The 26,687-nt window shown below is 63.2% G+C and carries 29 protein-coding genes; 11 read left to right on the top strand and 18 right to left on the bottom strand.

Translation table 11 applies throughout. From position 1 onward, the window contains the following. Positions 1-205: 205 nt before the first annotated feature. Positions 206-724: a hypothetical protein gene (locus tag AC1Q6P_RS07100; RefSeq protein ID WP_492665559.1), complete on the bottom strand. Its 519-nt coding sequence runs from the start codon at positions 722-724 to the stop codon at positions 206-208. A gap of 127 nt (positions 725-851) precedes the next feature. On the opposite strand from AC1Q6P_RS07100, the gene AC1Q6P_RS07095 reads away from it, so the two are divergent. The 5 genes from AC1Q6P_RS07095 (at position 852) to chrA (ending at position 5,530) form a co-directional block, all read left to right on the top strand. After that, positions 852-1,511, top strand: coding sequence for an ArsR/SmtB family transcription factor (locus tag AC1Q6P_RS07095; protein ID WP_492665558.1), 660 nt, complete (start codon positions 852-854; stop codon positions 1,509-1,511). Between the two features lie 14 nt (positions 1,512-1,525). Further along, the gene (locus AC1Q6P_RS07090; RefSeq protein WP_492665557.1) at positions 1,526-2,281 is read left to right on the top strand and encodes an MBL fold metallo-hydrolase; all 756 of its coding nucleotides are present in this window, start codon (positions 1,526-1,528) and stop codon (positions 2,279-2,281) included. Continuing rightward, entirely contained in the window at positions 2,281-3,570 is a 1,290-nt protein-coding gene (locus AC1Q6P_RS07085; protein ID WP_492665556.1) for an MFS transporter, read from the top strand. The genes AC1Q6P_RS07090 and AC1Q6P_RS07085 overlap by 1 nt, the downstream gene beginning before the upstream one ends. Positions 3,571-3,597: 27 nt before the next feature. After that, positions 3,598-4,059, top strand: a complete 462-nt coding sequence (locus AC1Q6P_RS07080) for a rhodanese-like domain-containing protein (protein ID WP_492665555.1) — start codon at positions 3,598-3,600, stop codon at positions 4,057-4,059. A gap of 217 nt (positions 4,060-4,276) precedes the next feature. Continuing rightward, a complete protein-coding gene (gene chrA / locus AC1Q6P_RS07075; protein ID WP_492665554.1) occupies positions 4,277-5,530 on the top strand; it encodes a chromate efflux transporter in 1,254 nt (417 codons plus the stop codon). Positions 5,531-5,744: 214 nt separating this feature from the next. On the opposite strand, the gene AC1Q6P_RS07070 is transcribed toward chrA, so the two are convergent. From AC1Q6P_RS07070 to AC1Q6P_RS07055, 4 genes are all read right to left on the bottom strand, one after another. Then, a complete protein-coding gene (locus tag AC1Q6P_RS07070; RefSeq protein ID WP_492665553.1) occupies positions 5,745-6,527 on the bottom strand; it encodes a methyltransferase domain-containing protein in 783 nt (260 codons plus the stop codon). 223 nt (positions 6,528-6,750) lie between these two features. Continuing rightward, positions 6,751-6,963, bottom strand: coding sequence for a GDCCVxC domain-containing (seleno)protein (locus AC1Q6P_RS07065; RefSeq protein WP_492665552.1), 213 nt, complete (start codon positions 6,961-6,963; stop codon positions 6,751-6,753). After that, entirely contained in the window at positions 6,960-7,385 is a 426-nt protein-coding gene (locus AC1Q6P_RS07060; protein WP_492665551.1) for a hypothetical protein, read from the bottom strand. The genes AC1Q6P_RS07065 and AC1Q6P_RS07060 overlap by 4 nt, the downstream gene beginning before the upstream one ends. Continuing rightward, positions 7,382-7,666 (bottom strand): hypothetical protein, encoded by a 285-nt coding sequence (locus tag AC1Q6P_RS07055; RefSeq protein ID WP_492665550.1) that lies wholly within the window; start codon positions 7,664-7,666, stop codon positions 7,382-7,384. Before AC1Q6P_RS07055 ends, AC1Q6P_RS07060 begins: the two co-directional genes overlap by 4 nt. Positions 7,667-7,748: 82 nt before the next feature. Here AC1Q6P_RS07055 and AC1Q6P_RS07050 point away from each other — a divergent pair, with 82 nt between their 5' ends. Further along, positions 7,749-8,207 (top strand): MerR family transcriptional regulator, encoded by a 459-nt coding sequence (locus tag AC1Q6P_RS07050; protein WP_492665549.1) that lies wholly within the window; start codon positions 7,749-7,751, stop codon positions 8,205-8,207. A gap of 3 nt (positions 8,208-8,210) precedes the next feature. Here the strand turns inward: AC1Q6P_RS07050 and AC1Q6P_RS07045 are convergent, their stop codons facing one another. From AC1Q6P_RS07045 to AC1Q6P_RS07005, 9 genes are all read right to left on the bottom strand, one after another. Then, the gene (locus AC1Q6P_RS07045; protein ID WP_492665548.1) at positions 8,211-8,534 is read right to left on the bottom strand and encodes a YnfA family protein; all 324 of its coding nucleotides are present in this window, start codon (positions 8,532-8,534) and stop codon (positions 8,211-8,213) included. 7 nt (positions 8,535-8,541) lie between these two features. After that, complete coding sequence (locus AC1Q6P_RS07040) at positions 8,542-9,615, bottom strand: DMT family transporter (protein WP_492665547.1); 1,074 nt, start codon at positions 9,613-9,615, stop codon at positions 8,542-8,544. Positions 9,616-9,647: 32 nt separating this feature from the next. Further along, the gene (locus AC1Q6P_RS07035) at positions 9,648-10,190 is read right to left on the bottom strand and encodes a hypothetical protein (RefSeq protein WP_492665546.1); all 543 of its coding nucleotides are present in this window, start codon (positions 10,188-10,190) and stop codon (positions 9,648-9,650) included. A 73-nt stretch (positions 10,191-10,263) separates the two neighbouring features. After that, entirely contained in the window at positions 10,264-13,440 is a 3,177-nt protein-coding gene (locus AC1Q6P_RS07030; RefSeq protein ID WP_492665545.1) for an efflux RND transporter permease subunit, read from the bottom strand. An 18-nt stretch (positions 13,441-13,458) separates the two neighbouring features. After that, complete coding sequence (locus tag AC1Q6P_RS07025) at positions 13,459-13,800, bottom strand: P-II family nitrogen regulator (RefSeq protein WP_492665544.1); 342 nt, start codon at positions 13,798-13,800, stop codon at positions 13,459-13,461. Positions 13,801-13,810: 10 nt separating this feature from the next. Further along, positions 13,811-15,412, bottom strand: coding sequence for an efflux RND transporter periplasmic adaptor subunit (locus AC1Q6P_RS07020; RefSeq protein ID WP_492665543.1), 1,602 nt, complete (start codon positions 15,410-15,412; stop codon positions 13,811-13,813). A 6-nt stretch (positions 15,413-15,418) separates the two neighbouring features. Next, the gene (locus AC1Q6P_RS07015; RefSeq protein ID WP_492665542.1) at positions 15,419-16,633 is read right to left on the bottom strand and encodes a TolC family protein; all 1,215 of its coding nucleotides are present in this window, start codon (positions 16,631-16,633) and stop codon (positions 15,419-15,421) included. Between the two features lie 182 nt (positions 16,634-16,815). Next, the gene (locus AC1Q6P_RS07010) at positions 16,816-17,172 is read right to left on the bottom strand and encodes a hypothetical protein (protein WP_492665541.1); all 357 of its coding nucleotides are present in this window, start codon (positions 17,170-17,172) and stop codon (positions 16,816-16,818) included. Positions 17,173-17,208: 36 nt separating this feature from the next. After that, on the bottom strand, positions 17,209-19,461 hold the full coding sequence (locus AC1Q6P_RS07005; protein ID WP_492665540.1) for a heavy metal translocating P-type ATPase: 2,253 nt from the start codon (positions 19,459-19,461) through the stop codon (positions 17,209-17,211). 66 nt (positions 19,462-19,527) lie between these two features. Between AC1Q6P_RS07005 and cadR the strand changes: the two genes are divergently transcribed. After that, positions 19,528-20,013: a Cd(II)/Pb(II)-responsive transcriptional regulator gene (gene cadR / locus AC1Q6P_RS07000; protein WP_492665539.1), complete on the top strand. Its 486-nt coding sequence runs from the start codon at positions 19,528-19,530 to the stop codon at positions 20,011-20,013. Positions 20,014-20,655: 642 nt separating this feature from the next. On the opposite strand, the gene AC1Q6P_RS06995 is transcribed toward cadR, so the two are convergent. Further along, the gene (locus tag AC1Q6P_RS06995; RefSeq protein ID WP_492665538.1) at positions 20,656-20,982 is read right to left on the bottom strand and encodes a hypothetical protein; all 327 of its coding nucleotides are present in this window, start codon (positions 20,980-20,982) and stop codon (positions 20,656-20,658) included. A 607-nt stretch (positions 20,983-21,589) separates the two neighbouring features. On the opposite strand from AC1Q6P_RS06995, the gene AC1Q6P_RS06990 reads away from it, so the two are divergent. Further along, a complete protein-coding gene (locus AC1Q6P_RS06990; protein ID WP_492665603.1) occupies positions 21,590-21,793 on the top strand; it encodes a GIY-YIG nuclease family protein in 204 nt (67 codons plus the stop codon). Positions 21,794-22,305: 512 nt separating this feature from the next. Here AC1Q6P_RS06990 and AC1Q6P_RS06985 read toward each other — a convergent pair. Then, a complete protein-coding gene (locus AC1Q6P_RS06985) occupies positions 22,306-23,283 on the bottom strand; it encodes an Abi family protein (protein ID WP_492665537.1) in 978 nt (325 codons plus the stop codon). Positions 23,284-23,454: 171 nt separating this feature from the next. Between AC1Q6P_RS06985 and AC1Q6P_RS06980 the strand changes: the two genes are divergently transcribed. Then, positions 23,455-23,712, top strand: coding sequence for a hypothetical protein (locus tag AC1Q6P_RS06980; protein ID WP_492665536.1), 258 nt, complete (start codon positions 23,455-23,457; stop codon positions 23,710-23,712). 223 nt (positions 23,713-23,935) lie between these two features. Here AC1Q6P_RS06980 and AC1Q6P_RS06975 read toward each other — a convergent pair whose 3' ends face one another. Both AC1Q6P_RS06975 and AC1Q6P_RS06970 read right to left on the bottom strand, forming a co-directional pair. After that, the gene (locus AC1Q6P_RS06975; RefSeq protein ID WP_492665535.1) at positions 23,936-24,547 is read right to left on the bottom strand and encodes a DUF5131 family protein; all 612 of its coding nucleotides are present in this window, start codon (positions 24,545-24,547) and stop codon (positions 23,936-23,938) included. Positions 24,548-24,730: 183 nt separating this feature from the next. Further along, positions 24,731-24,985 carry a helix-turn-helix domain-containing protein gene (locus AC1Q6P_RS06970; protein WP_492665534.1) on the bottom strand — a complete coding sequence of 85 codons (255 nt, stop codon included), beginning with the start codon at positions 24,983-24,985 and terminating at the stop codon, positions 24,731-24,733. A gap of 128 nt (positions 24,986-25,113) precedes the next feature. Here AC1Q6P_RS06970 and AC1Q6P_RS06965 point away from each other — a divergent pair, with 128 nt between their 5' ends. Beyond that, positions 25,114-25,725: a hypothetical protein gene (locus tag AC1Q6P_RS06965; protein ID WP_492665533.1), complete on the top strand. Its 612-nt coding sequence runs from the start codon at positions 25,114-25,116 to the stop codon at positions 25,723-25,725. Between the two features lie 90 nt (positions 25,726-25,815). Next, positions 25,816-26,586 (top strand): hypothetical protein, encoded by a 771-nt coding sequence (locus tag AC1Q6P_RS06960; protein ID WP_492665532.1) that lies wholly within the window; start codon positions 25,816-25,818, stop codon positions 26,584-26,586. Positions 26,587-26,687 lie beyond the last annotated feature (101 nt).

Raw genomic sequence — 26,687 nt, 5'->3', positions numbered from 1 at the left:
CTCGGGGCAGCGGGCAGTTTCGGAAGGGATGTGAGCTCACTGTACAAGCCGGTGGGGCTGAGCGCGGAGATCACGGAGTTCCTGCCAGCCAGGGCCGATGCACGGCTGCAACTCCTGCTGGAGCCAGGCTGAGATGGGCGTGACGATCGCTGGCCCCGATGGTCAGCCTCGCTGAGCCCGGTGGTCCTGCGGACCACCCCGAGGCTCACTGGGTGACCCGTTTGAAGTGGTTGCGGCTGTACACCTGAAACGGCTTGCCCGGCGGTGCAAGCTCAAACGTCTCGACAAACTCGTCGTCGGACAGGAACTCGTAGATTTCGCGGGCCTTCCAGGCGTTGCTGAAGTTCTCGAAGCCTTCGCTGTCGAACACCAGCGAGCCCTCGCGCCCTTCCACGGCGGCTGCCTGTCGATAGGTATTCACGAACCCCTCGATGTGAAATTGCCTCAGCACGATCAGCTTGCGCGCCTTGTCGTAGCTGAACATGCCCATGTGCTCGTGCACCTCGCCGGCCTTGTTCTTCTCCTGGGCCGAGTAGCGGGACGTGTTCAGCTCCTGGATGAAGCGCCCGTTCATGACGAACGCGTACTTGCGGGTGACCGTTCCTTCGCCAGCCTGCCCGGTGGCCGTGCCCACCCACTCGCCAACGAAGCGTTTCAGTGGGCTCCATGGATCGGGCTGCGGCTCGGCTGCCCAGGCCGGCCCAGCCAACGCCGCAACGCTCATCGCAAGTGCTGCCAATGCCCTGGATAGTCTTGACATGTTCTGCCTTTCGATCAGAAAGCCATTCTGCTGTAGATGGAGATTCTGGCCGTCATTTGCAAATCATTCTAATGATCGTTAGATTGATAGTATGCGAGAAATCAAGAACCATCTGTACGAGCAGGTCGCCCGCATCGGGAAGGCCGTCGCCAGCCCCAAGCGGCTGGAGTTGATCGAGCTGCTTTGCCAATGCGAGAAGACGGTGGAGATGCTGGCGGCCCAGGCCGAAATCAGCGTCAAGCTGGCCAGCGCCCATCTGAAGGAATTGCGCCAGGCACGGCTGGTCGACACCAGCAGGGACGGCAAGTATGTGGTGTATCGGCTGGCCAGCCCGAGCGTGGCGGACCTCTGGGTGAATCTGCGCACGCAAGCGCAGGAGCGCCTGGTGGAACTGCAACTGGCCCTGAACGGCATCGTCGAACACCAGGACGCGCTGCAAGGCATGGATCAGGCGACCTTGTTGAAGAAGGCGACGTCCGGCGAGGTGCTGATTCTGGATGTGCGCCCGCAGGAGGAATACGACGCTGCTCATCTGCCGCATGCGCGCTCAATGCCAGTCAGCGAGCTGAAGAAGCGCCTGGCGGAGTTGCCCAAGGATGTGCCCATCGTCGCCTACTGCCGTGGTCCGTTCTGCCTGATGGCGCGGGATGCTGTGGCCCTGCTGCGCAAGAAGGGCCACCGAGCCCTGCATCTGAGCGATGGCGTGGCCGAATGGCGAGCGCGCGGCTTGCCTGTTGAGACCAATACCTGAGACCGGAGATCGCCATGTTCTTCAGGCAACGCCAAGCACCACATGCCACGCTCTCCTACCTCTTCGGCTGCATCGGCGAACGCAAGGCCGTTGCCGTCGATGTGGTCGCCGGCGATGAGGACTGGTTTATCGAGGAAACCGAGCGCACAGGCGTCAAGCTTGCTTATGTGGTCGACACCCATGTCCACGCGGACCACTATTCAGGTGGGCCAGAACTGGCTCGGAGGGTTGGTGCACCCTATGCCTTGCACGAGAGCAACCAGGGCCGCACCGGCTTCGAATTTATGGCGCTGCGCGATGGCCAGCGGCTGACCGCCGGCAACGTCGTGGTCGACGTGCTTCACACCCCTGGGCACACGCCGGACAGCATCTGCCTGCTGGTGCGTGATTTGCGGCGCGGTGACGAGCCCTGGTTCGTCATCACCGGCGACACCTTGTTTGTCGGCGCGGTTGGCCGCCCTGACCTGGCCGGCCGTGAGCAAGAGATGGCCGGGCTGTTGCACGACAGCCTGCATCAGAAGCTGCTGACGCTCGCCCCTGAGCTGGAAATCTATCCCGGCCACCAGGCGGGCAGTGCCTGCGGGGCGGGCCTGTCCGGCAAGCCGGCGTCCACGTTGGCCTTCGAGAAGCGCTTCAACCCGATGCTGTCGATGGCGCGCGCGGACTTCGTCGCGGCCGTGACCGCTGCGATTCCGCCCCCGCCGGCAGACATGGCCGACATCGTTGCGACCAATCTCCGCGGCGGGGTCACATCTGCCGAGCCAAGTTGATGCAGGACTTACGCTACGGCGTTCGCGCCAACCTCGGTCAGGTTGCTCAGCAACTGCTGCAGGTGCTGCTGGTGGGCATGACCATAGGGATGATGCGCAACGTCGTGCCCGCTTTGGCCGAAACCGAGTTTGGGGTTCCGCGCGGCTCCTTCATGCTGCTGGTGGCTTTCGTCGTGGCCTTCGGTTTCGTCAAGGGCATGATGAACTTCGTGGCAGGCCGCCTCGCCGAGCGGCTCGGTCGGCGCAAGGTGCTGCTGCTGGGCTGGATCGTGGCGCTGCCGATTCCGGGACTCGTCTACTGGGCACCGAGCTGGGGCTGGATCGTGCTGGCGACGGTATTGCTGGGCATCAATCAGGGGCTGACCTGGTCGATGACGCAGACGGCCAAGCTGGATATCACCCGAGCCGACCAGCGGGGACTGGTGATCGGGCTCAACGAATTCGCAGGCTATGTGGGTGTGGCCCTGGCCGCCATTGCCACGGGCTATGTCGCGGCATGGCTCGGCCCGCGCGCCGGCCTCCTGTGGTTTGGCGCAGCGGTGATCGGCCTGGCGACCTTGCTGGCCTGGCTGGTGGTGCTGGAAACGCTGCCCTGGGCTCACGCCGAGATGAGGCAATCGGCGGCCTTTCCTGGTGCGCAGGCACTGCGCCCGCGTTACCCGCCTGGCCTCAACCCGCAGCCGGGCACCAGGGAAGTATTTGCCATGATGAGCTGGCGTGACCGCCGCATGGCGGCGCTGTGTCAGGCCGGCCTGGTGGAGAAGTTCGTTGACGCGCTGGTCTGGGTGTTCTGGCCGGTCTACCTGCACCAGCAAGGCGTCAGCTTGCCCGGCATCGGCTGGATCGTCGGGATGTATGGCTTCACCTGGGGCATTGCGCAGTTCTTCACCGGCAAGCTGTCGGACCGGGTGGGCCGGCAGGTACTGAACACCTGGGGCATGTGGGTGTGTGGCGCCGGTGTGGCGCTGCTGCCGTTGGGCGCGGGCAACCTGTGGTGGAGCATGGCGGCCGCCCTAGCCGGCCTCGGCATGGCGATGCTGTACCCGAATCTCAGTGCCGCCGTGGCGGACATCGCGCATCCGAACTGGCGGGCCTCGGCCATCGGCATCTACCGCTTCTGGCGTGACCTGGGCTACGGCCTGGGTGCGCTGGGCCTCGGCGCTGCAGCCGCGCTGGGTGGCAGCATTGAATCGGCCTTCTGGTTCGTCGCCGTGGCCATGGCGCTGTCAGGCCTGGTGCTCCATGTCTTCGGCGAAGAAACCCATCCGCGCCTGAACCCGGCGAACTGACCGTAGCGATCACTCCAAGGCAACTCCATGAACCTGACCCGATACACCATGGCGACTTTGCTCGCCCTCTTCGCCATCCTGCCGCTGAGCTCGCGAGCCGACACCGACAAGGCCACCACAGAGGCGCTGGACACCTACTTCGACTTCGTGGACTACAACAGCGGCTCAATCACGGCCGAGCAGATTCCAGCCGATGATTGGAAGCGCCTGCACGTCGTCGACGTGCGTGACGCCGGCCAGTTCGCCAAGGAACATATCCCGGGCGCCGTGAACATCGAATGGCGCAAGGTCTTCGCTGAGCGCGCCAAGCTCCCCAAGGACAAGACCATTGTTCTTTACTGCAACACCGGCTCCTTCTCGGCGCAGTCGGCGATGGCCCTGCGCATGGCGGGCTTCGAGAACGTGCGCATCCTGCATGGTGGCTTTGCCGAGTGGAAAGCGCGTGGCGGGATGGATGCGCATGCGCGCGCGGCCAAGGAGCGCAAATAGGCGTCCTTCGCTGGCCCGAACGAACAGCACACGCAGCAATCGCCCGCCATGCTTTGCATTGCTCACAGTCGTAGAAGAACTGGCAGGCATCGGTCGGCATGACTTCCAGCTTGGCATGGCCGTACCGGAGGCCAGTCAAAGTGGATTCAGCAATGAAGGTGTTCAACCGGGGCCTCGATAAGATGCCCGACGTGACAGCATTCAGGTGGACCGCCCAATGAGCCAGAGTCAGGCAAAGGAAGAGCAGAGTGTTGTCAGATCCGACGCTTTGCCAACAAGCGCAACCGCACTGCGAGGCTCGCCCATTGAGGTGCTCCTGGCCTTCCTGAAGCTCGGTTTGACCTCATTCGGCGGCCCCGTCGCTCACCTTGGCTACTTCCGCACCGAGTTCGTCGAGCGCCGGGGATGGCTGGACGACAGGAGCTACTCCGACTTGGTCGCGCTCTGTCAGTTTCTGCCGGGTCCTGCGAGCAGCCAAGTTGGCCTTACGCTGGGACTCGGGCGTGCCGGGTGGTTGGGCGCGCTTTGCGCGTGGATCGGCTTCACACTCCCGTCTGCCACTGCCCTCATCCTGTTCGCGTTTGGTGTTAACCAATGGGCTGCGCTGGCGCAGTCGGGTGCGGTGCGCGGCCTCAAGGTCGTTGCAGTTGCCGTCGTCGCTCAGGCCGTCTGGGGCATGGCCAAGACGCTTTGTCCGGACCGTTTGCGAGCGGGCATCGCCGTCGCCGCCGCCTTGCTGGTGCTTGCCATTCCGTCGGCGATGGGCCAGATCGGCGCCATCATCGCAGGCGGTGTTGCAGGCCGATGGGCAGTGCAACTCGGACACCTGCCTATCGCCGAACACCGCGACTATGGCGTAGCCAAGAAGACAGGCGCAGCGATGCTGCTGCTATTCGGCCTCTTGCTCGTTCTGCTGCCAGTTCTGGCCTCTGCGGTTCGCTCGCCAACGCTTTCCGTCATCTCTTCCTTCTATCAGTCGGGCGCACTCGTCTTTGGCGGGGGACATGTGGTGCTTCCGCTTCTGCAGGCGAGCGTTGTGCCCGACGGGCTTGTCACCAACGATGCCTTCCTTGCCGGATACGGCGCCGCCCAAGCCGTGCCCGGTCCGTTGTTCACTTTCGCCGCATACCTCGGCGCGGCGATGACCGGCACGCTGGGAGGATGGGTCGGTGGACTGACCCTTCTTGTCGCCATCTTCGTTCCTGCGTTTCTGATGGTGGTCGGAGCACTTCCGTTCTGGGAGCCCTTGCGCCAGCGCGACGGCGTGCAGCGAGCGATGGCCGGGGTCAACGCTGCGGTAGTCGGTGTCTTGGCCGCGGCGTTATACGACCCGGTATGGACGAGCGCCATCCATTCGCGGGCCGATTTCGGTCTTGCGCTGGGCGCGTTCGGCTTGCTGGTGTATGGGCGGCGATCGCCGGTGTTGGTCGTGGCGCTTTCAGCGCTTGCGGGTTGGCTGCTCGCGCATTGAACTCGGCATTTGCAGCTGGAGGCGGGTCCCCACACACGCGCCGGCAAGCAGGCTGGCCTCGAATCTTTGATCGCGGCAACCGCGGGCCCACCAACCGGTCGGAGACGGTGTACTGGTTCGTCGCCGTCACGATGCTGCTGTCGGGGGCAGCGCTACGCAACGGCAGCGAGGCTTGGCGCCCCATCTGCACGCGGCCAACTGAGGCCGCCCGAGCTCAGGCTTTGATTGCCAGGATGCTGACGCTCTTGACGCCGAACTTGCGCGCTGCCCCCTGCGCGTTTTGCGAGATGAAACGGTAGGCCGAGTTTTCTCGCAGCTGCGATACGGAAAGTCCGGCCGCCTCGATCGCCGCCGTGTAATCGTCGACCTGCATGGCGCCGCCGATGCAAGCGGCCCACAGCGTCGCGTCGCAGCTGATGCCTTCGGGCAGTTGGACGTCGGTGACGATGTCGGCGATGGCCAGCCGACCACCCGGCCGGAGCAGGCGCGCGGCCTCGAGGAAAACTTTGGCCTTGTCCGGCGCAAGATTGACCACCCCGTTGCTGATGACCGCATCGCAGTAGGCATCCCCGAGGCCGGTGGCGTCGATATAGCCCTTGCGGTAGGAGACCTGGGCGAAGCCCGCCGCGGCGCGCAGGCGCTCGGCCTTGGCGAGCTGCTCGTCGGTCATGTCGACACCGATCACGGCACCGCCGGCACCGACCTTGCCGGCGGCGACAAAGCTGTCGGTCCCCGAGCCGCTGCCGAAGTCGACCACCACCTCGCCGGCTTGCAGCGCCGCCAGGTCGAAGTAATAGCCGACACCGGCAAACGAGTCGATCGCCTCGCTCGGAATCGCGTCGAGCTCGGCGGATGTGTAGCCCAGGCGCTCGGTCAGCGTCCGCCCCATCTCGAAGTGAAACTCGCCCCGGGGATTGAGCGCCACATCGCGATACATCGCCTTGACCTTCTGTTCAAGCGCGTCCGTATCGACGCGCGCGGGGAGAACGGTTGCCATGTCAGCACCTCCTTGCTTGCGCAAAAGCACGCGCCGGCGACGCAGCAGGCGGCGCCCGACACGCATGCTGGCATGCTGTTCCTTTCAGCGCCGCTGTCAACACCCTTGCGCCGACCCGGTCTGGCCGCGTGCCGGCGCAACTTCGATTTCAATGCTCATGCCGGCCCGCGCTCCGACGCCGAAGGGCCTGGAGCGGAATGGATTCCTGCCACCGTTGCGCGTATCAGCCGCAGCACCCCCGCTGCAATTGGACGGGCGGACATTTAACCGACCCGAACGAACAGAACACGCAGCAATCGCCCGCCTTAGGGCGCAACAGTGCCTTGCATTGCTCACATTCGTAGAAGAACTGGCAGGCGTCGGTCGGCATGACTTCCAGCTTGGCATGGCCGCATCGGGGGCAAGTCAACGTGGACTCGTGGGTCACAGAGCTCATCGGCGTTTCGCCTCAGCAGGCCGGGATCCGCAAGCGCCAGCCGCCGACATGCAGCCGCATGGCCTTGAACGCTCGACTTGCGGTGCAAGCGCAGCCCTCGCATCGCCAACGAAGTGCGAGTACAGCAAGGGCGCAAACTCCCCGGCCTCGGCGGGTGCCGTGATGTCGAGACCTACCTCGTCAGCTTGCCTCAGCAGGTCGAAGCGAAGGAAAGCACAGCAATCTTGCTCCAGGGCAACCAGCCGTTCAAGGTCCGCAGTGGCCGTTGCCGCATAGCGCAGTCTGAGCGTGAGTCCCACTTGCTCGTGGCTGAGCAGCGCACGGTGCGCCAGTTCACGAATCGCGGCAAACCGCTGCTGAAGGTCTTGCGGGCCCAGCGTGCAGGCCATCGGTGCGCTGGGGTCGACGGATGGTTGGCTCATTGCCTGGGTCCAATGGAATGGGCACCAGCAGGCTGAGGCGGGCAAGCGCAGCGCCCTTGCGTTGCAATCAAGGATGCCCGGACGCGCTGACGATTGCGTCTGGCGATCCACAAGCCGAGCAGGCCTGTGGCGAGAAGCAAGGCGCCAGCGGCCTGCCATCCCGACATCGCCCAGCCCAGGCCGGATGCCGTGAGCCCCGCGATGAGCGGCATGGCGATGGGAATGGCGCAGCAGGCAGCGCAAGCGGCAGCGACACCGACAACAGCCAAGACCTTCTTCATGTTCGTCCTCTCCAAATAGGGGGCTTGCCCCGATACACTGAACTCTAGAACCTCAAGCTACTTGAGATGCAAGGACTCAATGATGGAAAAGCCTACAACAGAGGCGGACCTGGGCATTGGCGCGCTGGCGGAGCTGACGGGCTCCTCAATCCCGACCATCCGCTACTACGAAGAGATTGGCCTGATTCCTGCTGCGCGGCGGCGCGCCAGCGGTCACCGTTGCTACGGTGATGACACCGTCGAGCTGCTTCGGTTCATCCGGCGTTGCCGCGATTTCGGCTTCGGCATCGAACAGGTGCGCGAACTGGTTTCGCTGTCGACCAGCGAGGATCGCGACTGCTTTGAGACCAGAGACATCGCGCAAGCTCATCTTGGCGCGGTACGTGCCAAGCTGGCTGAACTGCGCGAACTGGAGCGCAGCCTGACGCGCTTCGTCAAGTCCTGCACCGAGCAATGCGCTGGGGGGCCAGCCATTCGCTGCACCATCCTGCAAGACCTGGGCAAGGACCAGCCCATGGCAGCATCGAATTGCTGCGGCTGAGCGTCAGCGCGCCGACGGCTGGAACATGATGATGCCCATGCCGCACAGCGCCACCGCCACGCCCGCGAAGTCCCAGGGCGTCGGCCTGATCTGATCGACGGCCCACAACCAGGCCAGCGCCACACCGATATAGACACCGCCGTAGGCGGCATAGACCCGCCCCGCTGCCGTCGCGTGCAGGGTCAGCAACCAGGCGAACAGCGCCAGGCTCAGGGCTGCCGGGATCAGCAGCCAGACCGAGCGCCCCTGCTTGAGCCACAGGTACGGCAGGTAGCAGCCAATGATCTCGGCAAGCGCCGTGGCGATGAAAAGCAGCAGGGTCTTCAAGGCATCCTCAATGGGCATGTCGATGGTGGGCGTCGGGGAAGTGCGCATGACTATGCGCTACGGGTTCATGCCGATGGGGATGGGCATGGCGGGTACCTGCGGGAACGGGAGGCTCATGCTCATGGTCGTGATGCGAGTCGCCATCACCATGGACATGCTCGTGCTCATGTTCCATCGCTTCGTGAAGATGCTCATGCTCATGCCGCTCGCTCAGGTGCAGGCCGACGCCGATGGCCATCAGCAGCCCTGCCAGCAGCAGCTGCCAAGTCCATGATTCACCGAGCAGCACGAAGGCCAAGATCGCGCCGACGAACGGCGCGACGGAGAAGTAGGCGCCGGTGCGGGCTGTGCCCAGATGGCGAAGGCCCACCACAAAAAGCACCAGGCTTGCGCCATAGCTGGCAAATCCCAGCAGGCCGGCAGCCAACACCGTGCCAGCGCCAGGCCAATGCGCGCCTGCGATGACGGCAAGCACCAGATTGGTCGTGCCCGCTGCCAGGCCCTTCGTCATGGCGATATAGCTGGCGTCCGTCAGAGAGACCTTGCGCGTGAGGTTGTTGTCGATGCCCCAGGCGAAGCAGGCCCCCAACACCGCCAGGGCCGGCCACCAGCTTTCGAATCCGTTGGCTGCAGCATCAGCCCCTGGCCAGCTCAGCACCACGCTTCCCGCCACGATGGCCAGCATGCCCACCGCGATGCGCCGGTCGAAATTCTCCTTAAAGGCGAACCAGGCTAACAACGCCGTCATCACCCCTTCGGCATTGAGCAGCAGCGACACACCTGCAGCGGGCATACGCGAGAGGCCCAACATCAGCAGGGCTGGACCAACCATGCCGCCCGTGACAATGGCGCCAGCAAGCCACTTGCCATCCCCCGCTTCCAGCCGCACGACAGGCGCGCGACGAATACGCCGCACCAGCCAGAGCCCGAAGCCCGAGCCCAGATAGAGCAGCGCAGCCAACAGCCATGGGCTGGTTTGCCCCAGCAGAGGCTTGGCCAGCGGCGTGCCGGCACCGAACAAGACGGCGGCAGCCAAGGCGGCGAGTACGCCAGGTTCAAACTTTGATTTCATGGGCTGCATTATTGGGTGAGGCGCAACTGTCAGGGCCTTGCTCACTGGCTTGCGACATCCCCCACGAATTTAGAGTCCCGCGTGAGCTGGAGGGCGGTCGGTCTGTCGATCTTGTTGAGGCTGAAATCGCGCTTGGTCCAAAACGCCCACCCGTTCAACTGCAGATACTGCACCTCGCCCGCTACGCCGCTGACAGCAGCTTGGGTCGCGCCCCGCCCCCAGTCAACACTGATCACATGTTGACCTGCGGGCAGCCTGAATCTCACAAAGGTTCTCGGCAGCGTTCTGACTGCGGACACGCCTGGCGACCGCAACTCGACCAACTCGGTCGGATCGGCCCAGTTGTTTCGCACGATGTACACGGTGAACACACCAGCTGCGCCGTCGAGGGCGGCGGCATCTGTGGCCAGCGATGCCGGCGGAACCCCGCCCAAGATGCAGACCTTCTTGCGTGGTTTTAATAAGGATTGACAGTAGCTGTCGGCCGGAACCGGCGGCGTTGGTGACGCCGGAGTCACCGCACATCCAGCCAACAACACCATCGTGGCGGCAAGAGCAAAAAAAGTCACTCGTTCGGCTTGCATATAGGCCCCTCTTCACATCGAATGAAAAGCGGCGCTCGCCAGGCAGGCGAAGCGCCGCTCGGCGTGCGTCAATTCAGCGAGGCGCCTCCGTGCTTCGCGGCAGGCCGCGGCCGAAGAGGCCCCATGCCCGGCTGCTCTTCTGAGCATGAGCCCATCGGTACAGCACCGGCAACACCAGCAGGGTCAGCGCTGTGGACGACAGGATGCCGCCGATCACCACGGTGGCCAGCGGGCGCTGCACCTCGGCGCCGGTGCCGGTCGCAACAGCCATCGGCACAAAGCCCAGCGAGGCCACCAGCGCCGTCATCAGCACCGGACGCAAACGGGTCAACGCCCCCTCCCGCACCGAAGCGTCCAGCGGCATGCCGTCCTCCTGCAAGGAGCGGATGTAGGCGATCATCACCAGACCGTTGAGCACCGCCACACCCGACAGTGCAATGAAACCCACGCCCGCCGAGATGGACAACGGAATGTCCCGCAGCCACAGCGCCACGATGCCGCCCGTCAGCGCGAACGGCACGCCGGTGAACACCAGCAGGCCGTCTTTCACGTTGCCGAACATCGCGAACAGCAGCACGAACACGAGGCCCAGCGCCACGGGCACGACGATCTGCAGCCGCGCCGCCGCCGATTGCAGTTGCTCGAAGGTACCTCCCCAGGTCGTCCAATAGCCGCTCGGAATCTTCACCTTGGCGTCCAGCTGGGCCTGCGCCTCGGTCACGAAAGAGCCGATGTCCCGACCCCGGACATTGGCCGTGACGACGACGCGCCGCTTGCCGTTCTCACGGCTGACCTGATTCGGCCCGGGGGAGATCTCGAAGTTCGCTACGTCGCCGAGCTGCGCATAGGCAGCCGTGCCGCCACTTGTCGGCAACTTGATCGGCAGGCGCTTGAGCGCCTCGATGTCGCTGCGCACCGATTCCGGCAAACGCACCAGGATGTCAAAGCGCCGATCGCCCTGGAACAGCGCGCCAGCCTCCTGGCCGCCAATGGCAATCGCGGCGGTCTCCTGCACATCTGCCACGCTCAGGCCGAGGCGTGCGAGCTTGGCCCGGTCGATCTGCACAGTGAGCATAGGCAGGCCCGTCGTCTGCTCGACCTTCACGTCGGCCGCGCCCGGGATGCTTTCAAGCACCTTGGAGATGGCATCGGCGGTCTCGTCCATGACGGCCATGTCGTCGCCAAAGACCTTTACCGCCACGTCGCTGCGCACGCCCGAGATCAGTTCATTGAAGCGCATCTGGATCGGTTGGGTGAACTCATAGTTGTTCCCCGGAACCTTGGCCACAGCCTCTTGAAGGGCGGCCACGAGGGAGGCCTGGCTGCGTTTCGGATCTGGCCATTCGGACCTCGGCTTGAGCATCACAAAGTTGTCCGCCACGTTGGGCGGCATCGGGTCGGTGGCGATCTCCGCGGTGCCGAGTTTGGCGAACACGCGCTCGACCTCGGGGAAGCCCTTGATGACGCGCTCCAACTCCATCTGCATCTCGATGGCTTGCGTCAGGCTGGTGCCCGGGATGCGCAGCGCATGCAGGGCGATGTCGCCTTCGCTGAGACTGGGGATGAACTCACTGCCCATGCGTGTGGCGAGCAGGCCACTCAGGATCACCGACACCGCGGTGATGGTCAGCACCAGCGGCTTGTTCAGCAAGGCCCAGTCCAGCATCGGCGCATAGCCGCGCTTGGCCCAGCCCATCAGGCGGTTTTCCTTCTCGCCCACGTTCTTGCCGATCAGCAGTGCCACTGCGGCGGGAATGAAGGTGAGGGACAGGATCATCGCGCCGACCAAGGCCGCCACCACGGTGAAGGCCATCGGATGGAACATCTTTCCTTCCACGCCGGTGAGCGCGAATATCGGCAGATAGACCACCATGATGATGAGCTGCCCGTAGAGCAGCGGGCGGCGGGCCTCGCGGGCAGCGGCAAATACCTCATGGAAGCGCTCGTCGCGCGTCAGCGGTCGCCCCGCCGCGGCCTGCGCATGGGCCAACCGGCGCACGCAGTTCTCCACGATCACGACCGCGCCATCGATGATGATGCCGAAGTCGAGAGCGCCCAGGCTCATCAGGTTGGCACTGACCTTGTTGCTCACCATGCCGGTGAAGGTGAACAGCATGGCCAGCGGAATCACTGCCGCCGTGATGAGTGCCGCGCGGATATTGCCAAGGAAGAGGAACAGGATGGCAATGACCAGGGCGGCGCCTTCAAGCAGGTTCTTCTTGACGGTGGCAATGGCCTTGTCGATCAGGATGGTGCGGTCATACACCGTCTGCGCGATGACGCCCTGGGGCAGGCTGCGGCTGATGTCCTTCAGCTTCTTGTCCACCGCCTGCGAGACTACGCGGCTGTTCTCGCCCAGCAGCATGAAGACGGTGCCCAGCACCACCTCACGGCCGTTCTCGGTGGCAGCCCCGGTGCGAAGCTCACGCCCGATTTCTACCTCGGCCACATCGCGGATGCGTACCGGGCTGCCGTTGGCACTGCGGATGACGATGTTGGCAATATCCTCCATGCTGTTCACCTGGCCCGGCGCGCGGATCAGGTACTGCTCGCCGCGCCGCTCGATGTAGCCGGCGCCGACATTGCCGTTGTTGCGTTCCAGCGCCTGCACGAGGTCTTGCAGCGTAAGCCCGTGCGAGACCAGCTTCTCGGGGCTGGGAGCGACCTGGTACTCCTTGGCATAGCCACCAATGGTGTTGATCTCGGTCACACCGGGCACGGTGCGCAGTTGCGGCTTGATGATCCAGTCCTGGATTTCGCGCAGGTCGGTGGGCGTGTAGGGCGTGCCATCGGGTTTCAGCGCGCCCTCCTTGGTTTCCACCGTCCACATATAGATTTCGCCCAGGCCGGTGGCGATGGGCCCCAGCGTGGGTGCCAGGCCGCCGGGCAGCTTGGCCTTGGCTTCCTGGATGCGTTCGTTGACCAGTTGCCGCGCGAAGTAGATGTCGGTGCCGTCCTTGAAGACCACGGTTACCTGCGACAGGCCATAGCGCGAGAGCGAGCGTGTCTGCTCCAGATTTGGCAGGCCGGCCATGGCCGTCTCGATCGGAAAGGTGACGCGCTGCTCGGACTCCAGCGGCGAGAAGCCTGGCGCTTCGGTATTGACCTGGACCTGGACGTTGGTGATATCCGGCACGGCGTCTATCGGCAGGCGCTGATAGCTGAACACGCCCAGAATGGCCATGCCCAGCACGCACAGCAGAACCAGCCAACGCTGGGCAATGGCAAAGCGGATGATTTTTTCAAACATGGGTGCTGATCTCTTTGGTCAGACCGCCGCATCGCCGCGTTGGCCGGTGCGGATGCGGACGATGTCCACGAGCTCGGTGACGGCAATGACGCCGTCGCCCGCCTGGCCCGTGTGGGCCGCCTGCTCGATGGTCTGCACCAGCGAGGCCAACTGATCGTCAGCGCAGTACATCACCAGGACCACGCGCGCATGGCTGTCGGGGACCAACTCGTCGGCGACATAGGCATGCCCGGCACCGTGACCACGAGGATGGCCCTGGGCCTTGAACACAGTAAAACCAGGCAGGTGCGGAAGTCGATGCAAGGCCTCCTCGACCCTCTCCAGGCGATGCGGCTGCAAGATGGCAGTGATTTGCTTCATGGCTTGCTCCTCAGTGGTCGTGGCTGGCACCGGCTTTGCCGATGTCTGCCTTGATGAGATAGCTGTTCTTGGCGGCATAGCGCTCGCCAGCGGACAGTCCTTTGAGCACCTCCACATGGCGGCCGTCGCTGCGGCCGAGCTCCAGCGGCCGGGCCTCGAACTGCTGGCCATAGCGGCCGAACACGACAGACCAATCGCGCAGGGTCTGGACGGCATCCACCGAAACAGCCACCGGCACCTCGACCTCGTCCGAGGTCAGGTCCACCGTGACGGACAGGCCGGGGCGCCACAGGCCCTTGGGGTTGGCCAGGACCAATCGCGCCATCGCGTTGCGGCTTTGTTCGCCCACCAGCGCGCCGACATAGCTGAGCTTGGCGGTGGCTTGAGCTTCGAGGCTGGATGCCTTGACAGTGCCCATGTCGCCCACCTTGAGTCGGTTCACCTCCTTGGCCGGTACGGTCAACTCCACCCACACAGTGGACAAGTCGGCCACCTGGAATATGGGGGCGTCCTCTTTCAACACTTCGCCGACGCTGATCTTCTTGTCGGTGACCACGCCGTCAATGGGCGAGCGGATTTCGTAGCGGGTCAGGCCTTGCGTGGAGGTGCTGGCGCCTGAACCCAATGCCCCCAGCGAGGCCAGCTTCTGGCGTGCGCTCTCAAGGGTGATCTCGGCTTCCTGGAAGGCCTGGCGTGCGCTCAGATAGTCCTGCTCGGCCGTGATCTTCTCTTCCCAGAGCTTCTTCTCTCGCTCATAGGTCGTCTTGGCCAGGGCCATGCGTTTCTGGGCGGCCAGCAACTCGCTGCGCTGGTCGGCCAGGGCCTGGCTTGAGATGACGGCCAGGACCTGCCCCTGGCGCACGCGGTCGCCCGCATTGGCGCGCACCGCTTCGACGACACCAGCCAGCCGGGGTGTGACGAACACGCTGCGATCCTGGTTCAGCTTAACTTCACCAAGCATTTGCACGCTGCTGCGAATGCGTGCCGGCCCCGCCGCCGCAATCTCCACTCCATTGCGTTTGAGCTGCTCGTCGCTGACCTGCACGCGCGCCTCCACCTGCTCGAACTTGAACTCAAATGCTTGGCCACCAAGCTGCGCTTGGATGGTGCCGTTGAAGGAGTGAGGTTCCTCCACGACGGCAGAGCCCTTCAAATAATCCTTCTCGACGGCAAAGGCAAACGGCTGAGGCTGGCGACCCAGGCGATCCAAGGTCACGCTGACCTTGGCCTGATTCGGCGCCAGCGGCTTGCCATCGCGGTACAGATAGACGCGGAATTCTGGTTCCACATCGGTCTCGTAGATGGTCAGCTCAAGGCCGAAGTTATCCTTGGTGAACAGCTTGCCGCCATGCGGGCCTTTGCTTGGAGCCGCGGCTTCGTCGTGATGCTCCTTGTCGCCATGCTTGTCGTCATGGCCATGGCCCTCGTCATCCTTGGCCTTTTTGCCGTGGTGCTCGTCATCGGCATGCGCGGCACTCTCGGCGTGGCCGTGTCCGTCGCCGGCCGACTTGGCTGTCTCGCTGCGCAGGATGGCCACGCCAAGCACCAGTCCAACGATCAGCACCGCGGCAATGGCCACGGCGGACTTCTTGTTCTTCGATTCAATCAACATGTGTTCTTACTCCTGAGATTGACGAGCTTGGCTGGGGTCTTGGCCCAGCAAGCGGTCGAGTTCGGCGGCAGCGCGGTAGGCATCTGCTGTGCTGCGCAGGATTTGCTGGCGCAGTTGGAACAGCGTGCGCTGGGCATCGAGCACATCGAGGAAGGCGAACTTGCCCAGCTCGTAGCCCTTCACCGCAGCGTCATAGGCTGACTGCGCAGTGGGTAGCACCTCGGTGCGCAGCATCTGCACCTGCTGGCGGGTCAGGCGCAGCTTCTCCACCGTCTGAGACACATCGGTTTGCAGCCGCAAGGTGGCGGCGCTGAGCGCTTCGCGCGCCTGGTCTTCACGGCGCAGCGCTTCCATCAGGTTGCCCTGGTTGCTGTCCATGATGGGCAGCGGGATCGACAGGCCCATCACCGCTTGCGTGCGGCCCTGCTCGGCAGCGCGCTTGGCGCCCAGCGTGACCGTCAGGTCCGGGATGCGCTTGGCGCGTTCGCCGCTGGCCAGCGCCTGGCGCCTGGCGATGTCCAACTGCGCCAAACGGATTGCCGGCGCCTGCGCCATCTGTTCGCCCAGGCCTTGGTCGGACGGCATCTCCGGCAGTGCTTCGGCATTGCCATCCGCGCGATCAAAGGCGACCTTGCCGGCCCCCCAGAAGGAAGCCAGGCGCTGCCGTGCCAGCAACAGATCGCTCTGCGCTTGCGCCAGCTCGGAGCGAACGCCGGCTTCGGCAACCTGAGCCTTGGCATGCTCCAGCGGAGGTACCTTGCCTGCCTGAAGACGCTTGCCGGCGATGCCGGTGGCATTGCGTGCGAGATCCAGCGAGGCTTGCACCAAACGGGACTGCTCCTGCGCGCTGAGCACCTCGAAGAAGGCGCTGGAAACAGCTGCGCGCAACTCGGCCTGCTTGGACTGCAGCGCCACGCCAGCCTGCTCCCGGGCGCTGGCCGCAGCGGCCAGTCGTGCCGAGCGTTTGCCGCCCAATTCGATGGGCTGAGACCACTGCACGGTGGTCGTGCGCGTGGCGCTGCGTGTGTCTTCCACCAGCAGGCCCAGCTCAGGGTTGGGGCGCGCGCCGGCTTGCTGCTCCGCACCTTCCATCGCTTGCAGTTCCAGCCGAGCGCTGGCCAGCTCGGGGTTGTGGGTCAGGGCCAGGCGAAGCGCCTCGGCCAGCGTCATGGTCGAACTGATCGGGGCCGCATCGGCGGCACGCGGGGCAGCGGCAGGCATGGCCACGCCATCCGCAGCCAGGGTATGGGAACACAGCGCCGCCAATAGCAGCGGCGCAAAAAAGCCTTGAGGATGGCTTCGCATCGAACTCTCCGGGTTGTTGAAACAACAAGGGACGGTTCGGCGCGGCGTCAGCTCGCGTCAGCGAGCAAGTCAGTCAGGGGAAGAAACGACGCGCCGAATCAGGCGCGCAGCCAATTGGGGCGTTCGAGCCCGTCGGGCACGAAGGACTCCACCAGGCATGGCCGGTCCGCTGAAGGCGGGGTGCTGCCCGGTTCGGAGATGACAAAGCTGTCGTTCGGCGCAAGCGCCGCAGGGCTCAGGTGGCAATGGCCGTGATCAAGGTCGGCTGCGAGCAAGACGCTCTTGACCGCAGGCTTGCCTGCCGTTTCTTCGGCGCCATGCGAATGCGCATGGTGACCGAAATGCGGCCGGTGCTTCGGCGTCGTTTCCTCATGCCCGCAATAGCTGGCCGCTGTTGCCCAGGAGAACTGGGTCAGCACCAACAGGGCGAGGATAAAGACGATGCAACGGCGCATGGCGGGAAGTATATCGAAGGCTCAGTCAGGCAAGACTCAACGCGGATCGCGAACGCGCAGCAGCCGCAAGCCGTTGAAGACCACCAGGAGACTCGCGCCCATGTCGGCGAACACGGCCATCCACATGCTCGCGTCGCCGATCACGGCCGCGATCAGGAACACGAACTTGATGCCCAGGGCGAGGCTGATGTTCTGCCACAGGACCGCATGCGTACGCTGCGACAGGCGGATGGTCTCTGGCAAGCGCCGCAAATCGTCGTTCATCACGACCACGTCAGCGGCTTCCATGGCCGTGTGCGTACCTGCCGCGCCCATGGCAAAGCCGATGTCGGCCTGGGCCAGGGCCGGTGCGTCGTTGATGCCGTCGCCCGTCATGGCCGTTGGGCCATGAGCGGCCTGCAAGGCCTGGATGGCAGCCAGCTTCTCTTCGGGCAGCAAATTGCCGTGCACTTCGGCGATGCCTGCCTGGGCCGCGATAGCCTCGGCAGTGGCCTGGTTGTCGCCGGTGAGCATGATTGGCGTGACGCCCAGCGCCTTCAGCTCCGCCACCGCTTTTTGCGACGAAGCCTTGATGGTGTCGGCGACGGCACAGAGCGCCAGCACGCCGCACTCGCTCGCCAGCAGGGTCACGGTGCGCCCAGCCTGTTCATGCGCACGCAGCCGGGTTTCAATTTCGGGCGTGCATTGGCCGCGCTCCTCGATCCAGCGATGGTTTGCCAGCACATAGGCCGCGCCGTCGATTCGACCTTGCACGCCGCGCCCGGGCGCAGCGGCAAAGTCATCGACTTCCCGCTGAACCGCTGATGCGTCGCCAGCTTGCAAACCTTGTGCAATCGCGGAGGAGACGGGATGGTCCGAGCGGTTTGCAAGGCTCAGAGCCAGGGAGGCCAATTGCGCATGGTCCGTAGCAGAATCTACCGGTTCAAATTCCATCAGCCGTGGCTTGCCTTCGGTGATCGTGCCGGTCTTGTCCAGCGCCACGGCCTTGAGCTTGCGCGCATCTTCCAAGTACACACCACCCTTGATGAGAATGCCACGGCGCGCCGCAGCGGCCAGGCCGCTGACCACCGTGACAGGCGTCGAGATGACCAGCGCGCAAGGGCAGGCGATGACCAGCAGCACCAGGGCCTTGTAGAGCGCCTGCATCCAGGTCCATCCCATCAACCAGGGCGTGAGCAGAGCAACGGCCAGGGCCAGCACGAACACCGCAGGTGTGTAGATTGCAGCGAAGCGATCCACAAAGCGTTGGGTCGGTGCTCGCGAGCCTTGAGCCTGCTCGACCGCATGGATGATGCGGGCCAGCGTGCTGTCCGAGGCGGGTGCCGTGACGCGGAATTCAAGCGCCGCCACCTGGTTGATGGTGCCGGCATAAACCTCGTCACCTGGCCCCTTGTCGATTGGCATACTTTCGCCGGTGATCGGTGCCTGGTCGATGGCACTGGTGCCCGTCAGGATCACGCCGTCGAGCGGGACGCGCTCGCCGGGTCGAATCCGAACCGTGGCCCCGACGGCCACCGAGGCGGTGAGCTGTCGAACCCATGTGCCGTCGTCCTGGCGCACCTCCGCCTCTTCCGGCGCCATCGCCAGCAAGCTCTTGATGGCGTTGCGGGCTCGGTCAACGGCGCGTGCCTCGATCAACTCGGCAATGGCATACAACGCCATGACCATTGCGGCTTCGGGCCATTGCCCGATCAGGAAAGCACCTGTGACGGCAACCGCCATCAGGCCATTGATGTTGAGGCGCCCGGCTTTCAGCGCCATCAAGCCCTTCTTGTACGTGCTGAAGCCAGCCAAGGCGATGGCGAGGCCGGCCAGGGCCATCTCGGCGACCCGGGCAGGCAGGCCATCTGCCGCGAGGAAGAACACACCTTCCGCTGCAATGGCGAGCGCCAGCGCGAGAACGAGTTTTGGCAGTTCTGACTTCAGCGGCTCGGGTGCAGCATGGTCCGAATCGTCTTGCCCATCTGCGCTGGGCCGATCCAGCGACTGCGGGTCAAAGCCGATCTTGCGGACTGCGGAGAGCGCGGCCTCCAACGCGGCAGGACTTGCCGACAGGGACATGACGCGCTGCCCAAGGTCGAAGCGCAAGGCATCAATGCCAGAAATCGGCTCCAGCGCCCGGCGAATCTCGGACTCCTCGGAGGCGCAGTCCATGGTGTTGATGCGAAACCGCTGGGCCGAACCACCCAGGTTTGCGACTTGCGGCGAACTCGCCGGTGCAGTTGCCCCACAGGCGGAGCCGCAGCAGGCATTGCCCGAAGGCACGGTACTGGCGTTCTGAATGTCCATGTGGCAATTGGGAACCCTGTAGCAGGTGTAGAGTCAAGCGCTTCAAACGAAGAATCGGGTGCGTTCATGAAGATTGGGGACTTGGCCACGGCTACGGCCACGCAGGTGGAGACGATCCGCTTCTATGAGCGTGAAGGCCTGATTCCAGCCCCGGCACGCACGGCGGCCAATTACCGCAGCTATGACGAGTCCCACGTCGAACGCCTCGCCTTCATCCGCAAATGCCGGTCGCTGGACATGGCGCTGGACGAGGTCCGAGACCTGCTGCGACTCAGGGACGAGCCCCGGAGCGGGTGCGGCGATGTGAACCTCCTGCTGGACGCGCACATCGAGCATGTGGCGCAACGGGTTGCCGAGCTGACAGCCTTGAAACAGGATTTGATGGCCCTTCGGTCCCGTTGCCATGGGCCAAGCGCAAACGCCGACTGCCAAATCCTGAAGGAACTGAGCTCGGGAGCCGCAGCGCGCGATACAGGCCGGTCAACAAACGCCAGACAGCACCCCGGGGGAGTCCATGGCATCAATCCGCAGCGAAGCACCGGCCGGCGCTGATCGCTTGCGCGAACGCTGCAGGTGCGGCGCACAGCTGGCAATGACTGACGCAGGGCTCAGGCTCGTGGCCGACGCCTCGATCATCAGCGACAGTAGCCAGCCGGTGAACGGGTTTCTGCGTTGCGCCATGTCCCTTGCGCTGTCGGATTCGCAGCCTCAACGCTCCGTGGACTTTAGCCAGGGGATCACAATGCCAGGTCCCGTATTCGCCGGTTGACTGCTGTAAGATCACATTCGACTAGGCCCGTCGCCCAGAGCGTCTGATTTTTCTCCCCCTTGAGGGACCCGCAAAGCCCAGCTCCGCTGGGCTTTTGCCTTTCCAAATGTCAGCGCTCGCATGCTTGCAGCCGCATAGACTCCGCGGCAAGGCTTTCTACGCTCAAGCGCTTCCATCGCCGATGCCAGCGTCGAGGGCACCGCCCCGCCCTCCAAAAGCAGGCGCAAATGCTGGGCCATATTGAGACGGTGGCTTACCTCACTGCGGACCGACGTCGAGACGGTTGCGGATGGCTTCTTGGACATGCGGCAAGAGGTATCATGTCCGAACTGCCTTCGCTACGAAATGCCCAACAGCCTGGCTTGACGCAGGCCAAGACCTTGGGCGTTCGGCGCTCGTGCCCGGCTTCTGATCCGTTGATCAGGTCACTCCGGCTCAGCGGATCGAGACCAAGACTTCAAGAAGTCCTGGCGTTCTTGTTCGCTGAGGATCCCAGAAAACGGCGAGGTCTGCCGCAGAACCTGACCTCGCTCAGTCTCTTCAACCGCCGCAGCAAGCGCCGCATCCATGCCGAGATCGACCAGCTTTTGCCACTCAACGACATACGGCAGGGAGGACAAGTTCACCTTTTCGTATTGCCGATTCAATGTCTGCTGAACGAGGTTGAACAACTCCGGGTCGCGCCTGATCTTCTGCACCACCAAGCGGTGCAGCGCCAAGCTTTTCCCGTCAATATCGGCTGGGCTGAACACGCGATGAACTTACAAAGGCCAGCGATGCATTGATACGTCGGCGTTGCCTGCGCCGCTGGCTCAATGCTGCACACTTCTGAGGCGGATGGCGCACACGCAGCGATACGCTCAGGATGCCGCGTGAAGTCGCCGACCCAGCCGGAGGGTGTGAAATAGTCATCGCCGAGAACATCAAAGCCACGATGTTCAGGCGGACGGCCATCATGCACGAGCGGCAGCACTGCTGCCGCAATCGAACGATAACGGGTTGGGTAACCGTTGCCTGATTCGAACTTTGCCTGGCCCTGTTCCACAAGCCGGTCGATCCAGTCAAGGCCGCCTATGCCGCATCGCCAGCTTACAAGCGTACGGACATCGTCCAGCTTCGCAGGCGCATCTCCGTCGGCAAGTGAAATGACTATGAGCCAGCCCAGCATCTTTGTTCCCGATGGCGCAGCAGGCCGAATCTCTCATTGGCCTACAGCCGGACGGATGGTCAGTGGCGGCAGACACTTACGAACGACCCTGAATTTAAGCGGTGAACTGAAATTACCTGAAATTGACCAAATTCGGTAGCGTCCCATGCCGCTCCTAGCCGGCGCAGCGATGTTCGGAAGACCGCGTTGCGATTCAATGCAAAGGGTCGGCGACGTTCGGCAAACCGGTCATCCTGGAGCGCTGGCAGGTCAACCGCGTTGGCGCCGCCGAGAAGGCTGCGCACGACATGCTCAAGGCACGTGGGAAGTGGCGCAAGAACATTCCTGGGACCGAGTGGTTCAACACGACAGTCCCAAAGATTCAGTCGATCATCGATTTCGTCACCGCAGGCTAGCGCCTTGCCTCGCTGAGTGCTATCTTGGCGGCGCCATGCCAAGGAAAGCTCTACTTCCGCAGCCCGTACAGCTGCAGACCGCACCGAAATCGGTGCTGAACGTAGCGCTGCACGCCCGGATCTTGGCCGAGGGTACGGCCAAGGCAAGTACCTGGGAATCGGCCATGGCTGCACTTGAACGGGTAAGGGTGGCCCGCCATCAGGCTGGAAAATCCGAGTCGTTATCCCCGTAATTTGCGTGAAATCAACAAGTTACGCGATCTTTGGTGGGAACGAGTTGGCGAATGAGCTTGCGATATGGAGTTAACGTAAAAGAGCGGCCGCAACATGTCCTAGGACAAGATTTCAGGTATAGTTGCTCCCAACAACGCCACCACGCCATCTTTGGTTGAAAGGCCAAAGAGTCCCGAGAGGGGGCGCACCAGGGTTGGTTACGTTTTTCGCGTCAGCGGTAAAAAAGCCTCGCATCAGCGGGGCTTTTTTACGTCCGCACTTTGCTAAACGATTCGACGCTAGAAGCTCCAGAGGAGGTCGTCCCTCCAAGTTCCCTGGCCCCACGGAAGGAAGCCTGCGGCAGAGCCTATGTCAACCGCGCTTTGCCAGTCCAGGAATGTGTAGAGCTTTCGACTCCACATGGAGCGCGGATCCACGCACCTCAGCAACACGGCGATCACGACCATCAGCGTTCTGAGATCAGTGCCTGGCCCCTGGAACAACTGTGCCACGCTGGGGTCGCGAGGCGCAGTGGGCGCAAACGGAAAGGTCTTGTGGGTGATGCGGCCGTGATGCGCGCATCTGTTCCGGAGGACGCTGAGGGAATGGAACCAGTCTTCCAAGATCGTGTGATCGATCCGCTTGCCGCTCGGGTACTTCCAGGAGTCCGAAATCTGCTTTTGCTCCGAAGCCTCGAGTCCCTCAAATAGGAATGCCCACGTTCGGAAGCTGGCGCATTCCCTGACCATCCAGCCTGGTGGCATGCGGGTGGCCGGATCGGTGTACTTCGCGTAGTACCGGTCAAGGAACTGATGGGTATCGCTGCTCCGTCGAGCATAGGGCTGACCGCGATTCAGGTCGAATTCCGCGGCGCTGGCGAGAGCGTCCAAGTTGTCCGCATGCTTGCCTGCCTTAAACGGCTTAGGCGACAGTGGCCAGTGCGATCCATGAGCCCGCGACAGATGATCGCAAATGGACGCACGGATTGCGACCTCGAGCTGACTGAGGCCTTCGATGCAATGCATGCGCAGTGATGCGTCCAAGTCATGCAGGGCAACGATCCTCTCGATGCTCGCACCGGCCTTGAAGTTATGGCGGTTGCCGCCTCCGCCACCATGAACGAAGGGGAGCATGAATCCACTGAGGCGGAAATAGCCAACGCGATCCAGGACCCTGCGCGCCATCGCCAGTTCGTCGGGAGAGTTCAGCGGTAAGCCTCGTTGAGACATCAGATCAATCAACTTTTGCTGACTCAATGGAAGCTTGGTGAATTTCATTGGCGAGGGCGGGTTGGACAAACACTAAATATCTCAATTGGACCAGACCGGTGATGCGGCGGGCGGCCGATGGCGCGGCAAACAACGGCTAAATGCACCCCGGTCTAACGAACGCCGCGGGCGTTTTTCGCCCAACCTCAAATCTAAAATTTGCGGACTCCGAAAAGCGTTATGGAAGAGATTCATGGCGCCAAATGGGCTAAGGACCGCATCATGACCACTTCAGACTTTTGGCATCAAGCATTCATTGCAGCGCTCACCCGGCTGCCAGCCGAAGAGGCGAAAGCTGAGGCCGATCGTGCCTTTGACCTCGCAGTGGATCATTGGGATGAGGTCAAGAAGCGTTGGGGCGGGGTTGTGCAAGTGTGGGCGCCCTACGATCAGCTCGACATCACGAACATGGGGCGCCCCGCGGCCAAGGCCACCTAGTCCGGCGTGTCGCCAAGTCGGAGGCCTTGCTCCGCAAGCCATTCGACAGCATCTTGATAGGTCGGATGTCCCGCCGAGAGAACCTCTATCGGCGATGACCCGAACACCACGACCCAGTATTCATACTCAGGCGGGTCTAGCAGTTCGCCGTCGTTGTCAGGCTTTGCTACCGCGACGATTCCGACCTTTCGGCCTTTTGGCGGCCGTCCTGCGCTCATAGGCTTCATAGTCCTCCCTCTTTCGGCAAGGATTCTCCCACGCAGGTCGCGACGCCTAGCTTATCAACGAACCGGCAGGTAAAGCGACAAGCCGCAGTCCGATATCCGATCATCTCAGCTTGCTCAGGATGTCTCGATGCACCCCGCTTGGCTAAGCCCAAGGCCTTGGGTGACGGGTTGGTCACCGCGAAGTAGAGAGCGAATAAGGGCGGCCCCTTCGGACCCGAAAGCAGCTGAGGATCAACCGACAGGAAGCGGATCCGAGCCGGCACCTTGCGGAGGTGATCGATCCGAGGGACACCGTACTTCTTGTCTTCGACCGAAACCCCCAGCCATGCGTTGGTTGGCACCTGCCTGGCTTTGAAGAAGCGCGCCATGCGCGCTGCTCGTTTCGTGAGGATCTGATACCAGCCCCGACAGCGAGGAGATGCCTCGCCGCCAATCGGCTTATGCTCGCCACCCACCCCTCCCCGGCAATTGCGGTGAATTGCGGTGAATTGCGGTCCAACACCGCAATTGCGGCTCCCGACAGCAATTGGGCCAAGGCCTGACTTGCTTCGTTTTCTCCTGATCGCCACACCGGCCCTCTTCCCCAGACAGAAAAAAGCCCCGGCCATGGGCCGAGGCTGGAAAGCCTAACGCTGTCATCACGCTGAGGCTCCTGCTCAGGGAGGGAAAGCAGGGGCGACACCTCGCGGCGCTGCCGGACACCACTTTACCAAGCGTCGCATGATTGGATGCTGGGACAAACGCGCGGCCTGCTGCTGCAGCGTCGCGCGGTCGGCATCGAGCATACCGCCTCAGCTTTCGTCCAAACCCTGAAACTGCAGCGGATCGACTAGGTCTCGCAGGGAGACGCCGATGGACTTGGCCAGCGCCTCGGCGCTATCGAAAGAGATGTTGATCGTGCCGCGCTCAACACGGCTGAGATATGCCCGCGACACGCCAGCCTCCAGCGCCAAGCCCTCTTGGGTCACATCCTTCAAGCGACGAGCTCGACGAAGGTTGCGAGCAAATATCTCTCTGGCGGTGGGGAGCGGCTTGGCTTTGGACATGGGCCAAGCATGTATTTTGGGGGCTTCCTTCTCTACACCTTTCGTTATACATTTGGTGCTCTTTGTGGATCATTTAGATTCACATGAAAGCCTTAATGAATAACACATAGCACAAACAGAACCATCTGATGATCGTTCTACCTGGGGAGGAAGGAATGAATTTTGAGGGACATCGCGCTGCAACCTTGGTTGCAGCGCTCGGGCTTCTGCTCGCGCATGACATCTACGCAGCACCACCGTCCACACGAATCGGGGCACCGCGGCTGACACTCGACAACGCGGCCGTCGCGTCACAGCGCGATACCAACCCCGCACTCAACGGATCCGTCGGCGACTGGCATCCGGCGCCGCCGGACCCCACATTGCAAGCGGCGGCCCATGCCGCCCGGCAGGACTCAAACCCCGTCCTCAATGGCACGGTGTCTTCCAGGACGCCCTTCAGTCTCGGCGAGAGCCTGTCCATCGGTGCAGCCTGGACCGCATACGAGCATTGCCATTGGCGCGAGGCGTTCGAAGGGTTTGTAGCGCACGCCGATGCGGGAGATTTCCACGCCGCACGCATGGCGTTGGCCATGGTCAGGCACGGCGATGCGCTCTACGGGCAGACCTTTGAGGTGTCCGGAACCCGACGGATGGCCTGGTTCCACGCCATTGAGCTCGGGCCGGCCAAGCAAGGCCAAGGTGTCCCCGCGGCTTCGCATACCGCTCTCGATCGCATCCCCGCGGAAGTTCCTCAATAGCTGATGCGCACAGTGATTTGCACCCGCGGCAATCGTCTCGCTCACGCGGTTGCGCCTTCCGCTCGATTCCCAAAAACAATGGAGAACCCCATGCACTTCGTCCGCATCGCAGCCGCTGCAGCCATCATTGCTGCGCTGAACCCCGCTCACGCCGGTGTCAGCAAAGCGGTGGACACCACCGGCGTCATTCAGAACTTCGACATCCTCGGCGTCAAACTCGGCATGACCGAAGCCCAGGCGGTGGCCGCCATCAAGCAACGTTTCCCAGATGGCACCAAGGAAAGCCGCGGCCGCACCATCAAGCTGAAGCTGTCGGACTACATGTGGCCCAATTCAGTCACACGTGCGCCAATACGCGCCGGCATCCGCTTCGATCTGTTCCCCGAGCAGAAGAGCAACTACGACTTCGTCAAGATCCTGATCAACGACGGCAAGGTCTGGGCCGTCTGGCGCGATGACACAACGTCGACCTACGCGTACGAGAAGACCATTGGAGACATGGGCACCAAGTATGCTGGCGCAACTCCGATCAACGACTATTTCGACATCCTCGTCAATGGGCAACGCAAAGGCGATGGCTCCAAGACCCTCACGGGCTTCGAGCTCTATCAGGGGGCATGCAGCGACAACACCTTGCCATTCGGCCGAGTCAACCAGGGAGACTCGATGCGCCTTGAGAACGGCTGCAACAAGGTTTTCCGCGTCAACTACGGCGTGATCTCCACCAGCGGTGTGAAGTCCATGGGCAACGGAAGCGCCCAACTCGTGGACCTGGACACGGGCCGGGCGTTCTTTGCATCCATGGCGAACGCTGCTGCAAACAGCGCCGCCAAAGAAGCAACCGTGGGCGCCAAGCTCTAAAGCAGACGCCCGCATCCATCGTCGCCAAGACCGTTGACGCTTTTCCAGGATCGCCAGGCGTCCTTGCCGTCAAGCCGAAACAGGTCCGTTGTTACAGCGCG

The sequence above is a fragment of the Roseateles sp. GW835-FHT13E02 genome, from assembly GCF_058794035.1.
The sequence above is the reverse complement of the archived record's forward strand: the minus strand, read 5'-3'. Positions and strand labels throughout refer to the sequence as shown.

Bases quoted from the DNA above. Each gene is read 5' to 3' on its own strand.
- AC1Q6P_RS07100 (WP_492665559.1), bottom strand. From the start codon at position 724: ATGAGCGTTGCGGCGTTGGCTGGGCCGGCCTGGGCAGCCGAGCCGCAG.
- AC1Q6P_RS07095 (WP_492665558.1), top strand. From the start codon at position 852: ATGCGAGAAATCAAGAACCATCTGTACGAGCAGGTCGCCCGCATCGGG.
- AC1Q6P_RS07090 (WP_492665557.1), top strand. From the start codon at position 1,526: ATGTTCTTCAGGCAACGCCAAGCACCACATGCCACGCTCTCCTACCTC.
- AC1Q6P_RS07085 (WP_492665556.1), top strand. From the start codon at position 2,281: ATGCAGGACTTACGCTACGGCGTTCGCGCCAACCTCGGTCAGGTTGCT.
- AC1Q6P_RS07080 (WP_492665555.1), top strand. From the start codon at position 3,598: ATGAACCTGACCCGATACACCATGGCGACTTTGCTCGCCCTCTTCGCC.
- chrA (WP_492665554.1), top strand. From the start codon at position 4,277: ATGAGCCAGAGTCAGGCAAAGGAAGAGCAGAGTGTTGTCAGATCCGAC.
- AC1Q6P_RS07070 (WP_492665553.1), bottom strand. From the start codon at position 6,527: ATGGCAACCGTTCTCCCCGCGCGCGTCGATACGGACGCGCTTGAACAG.
- AC1Q6P_RS07065 (WP_492665552.1), bottom strand. From the start codon at position 6,963: ATGAGCTCTGTGACCCACGAGTCCACGTTGACTTGCCCCCGATGCGGC.
- AC1Q6P_RS07060 (WP_492665551.1), bottom strand. From the start codon at position 7,385: ATGAGCCAACCATCCGTCGACCCCAGCGCACCGATGGCCTGCACGCTG.
- AC1Q6P_RS07055 (WP_492665550.1), bottom strand. From the start codon at position 7,666: ATGAAGAAGGTCTTGGCTGTTGTCGGTGTCGCTGCCGCTTGCGCTGCC.
- AC1Q6P_RS07050 (WP_492665549.1), top strand. From the start codon at position 7,749: ATGGAAAAGCCTACAACAGAGGCGGACCTGGGCATTGGCGCGCTGGCG.
- AC1Q6P_RS07040 (WP_492665547.1), bottom strand. From the start codon at position 9,615: ATGCAGCCCATGAAATCAAAGTTTGAACCTGGCGTACTCGCCGCCTTG.
- AC1Q6P_RS07035 (WP_492665546.1), bottom strand. From the start codon at position 10,190: ATGCAAGCCGAACGAGTGACTTTTTTTGCTCTTGCCGCCACGATGGTG.
- AC1Q6P_RS07030 (WP_492665545.1), bottom strand. From the start codon at position 13,440: ATGTTTGAAAAAATCATCCGCTTTGCCATTGCCCAGCGTTGGCTGGTT.
- AC1Q6P_RS07025 (WP_492665544.1), bottom strand. From the start codon at position 13,800: ATGAAGCAAATCACTGCCATCTTGCAGCCGCATCGCCTGGAGAGGGTC.
- AC1Q6P_RS07020 (WP_492665543.1), bottom strand. From the start codon at position 15,412: ATGTTGATTGAATCGAAGAACAAGAAGTCCGCCGTGGCCATTGCCGCG.
- AC1Q6P_RS07015 (WP_492665542.1), bottom strand. From the start codon at position 16,633: ATGCCTGCCGCTGCCCCGCGTGCCGCCGATGCGGCCCCGATCAGTTCG.
- AC1Q6P_RS07010 (WP_492665541.1), bottom strand. From the start codon at position 17,172: ATGCGCCGTTGCATCGTCTTTATCCTCGCCCTGTTGGTGCTGACCCAG.
- AC1Q6P_RS07005 (WP_492665540.1), bottom strand. From the start codon at position 19,461: ATGGACATTCAGAACGCCAGTACCGTGCCTTCGGGCAATGCCTGCTGC.
- cadR (WP_492665539.1), top strand. From the start codon at position 19,528: ATGAAGATTGGGGACTTGGCCACGGCTACGGCCACGCAGGTGGAGACG.
- AC1Q6P_RS06985 (WP_492665537.1), bottom strand. From the start codon at position 23,283: ATGAAATTCACCAAGCTTCCATTGAGTCAGCAAAAGTTGATTGATCTG.
- AC1Q6P_RS06980 (WP_492665536.1), top strand. From the start codon at position 23,455: ATGGAAGAGATTCATGGCGCCAAATGGGCTAAGGACCGCATCATGACC.
- AC1Q6P_RS06975 (WP_492665535.1), bottom strand. From the start codon at position 24,547: ATGGCCGGGGCTTTTTTCTGTCTGGGGAAGAGGGCCGGTGTGGCGATC.
- AC1Q6P_RS06970 (WP_492665534.1), bottom strand. From the start codon at position 24,985: ATGTCCAAAGCCAAGCCGCTCCCCACCGCCAGAGAGATATTTGCTCGC.
- AC1Q6P_RS06965 (WP_492665533.1), top strand. From the start codon at position 25,114: ATGATCGTTCTACCTGGGGAGGAAGGAATGAATTTTGAGGGACATCGC.
- AC1Q6P_RS06960 (WP_492665532.1), top strand. From the start codon at position 25,816: ATGCACTTCGTCCGCATCGCAGCCGCTGCAGCCATCATTGCTGCGCTG.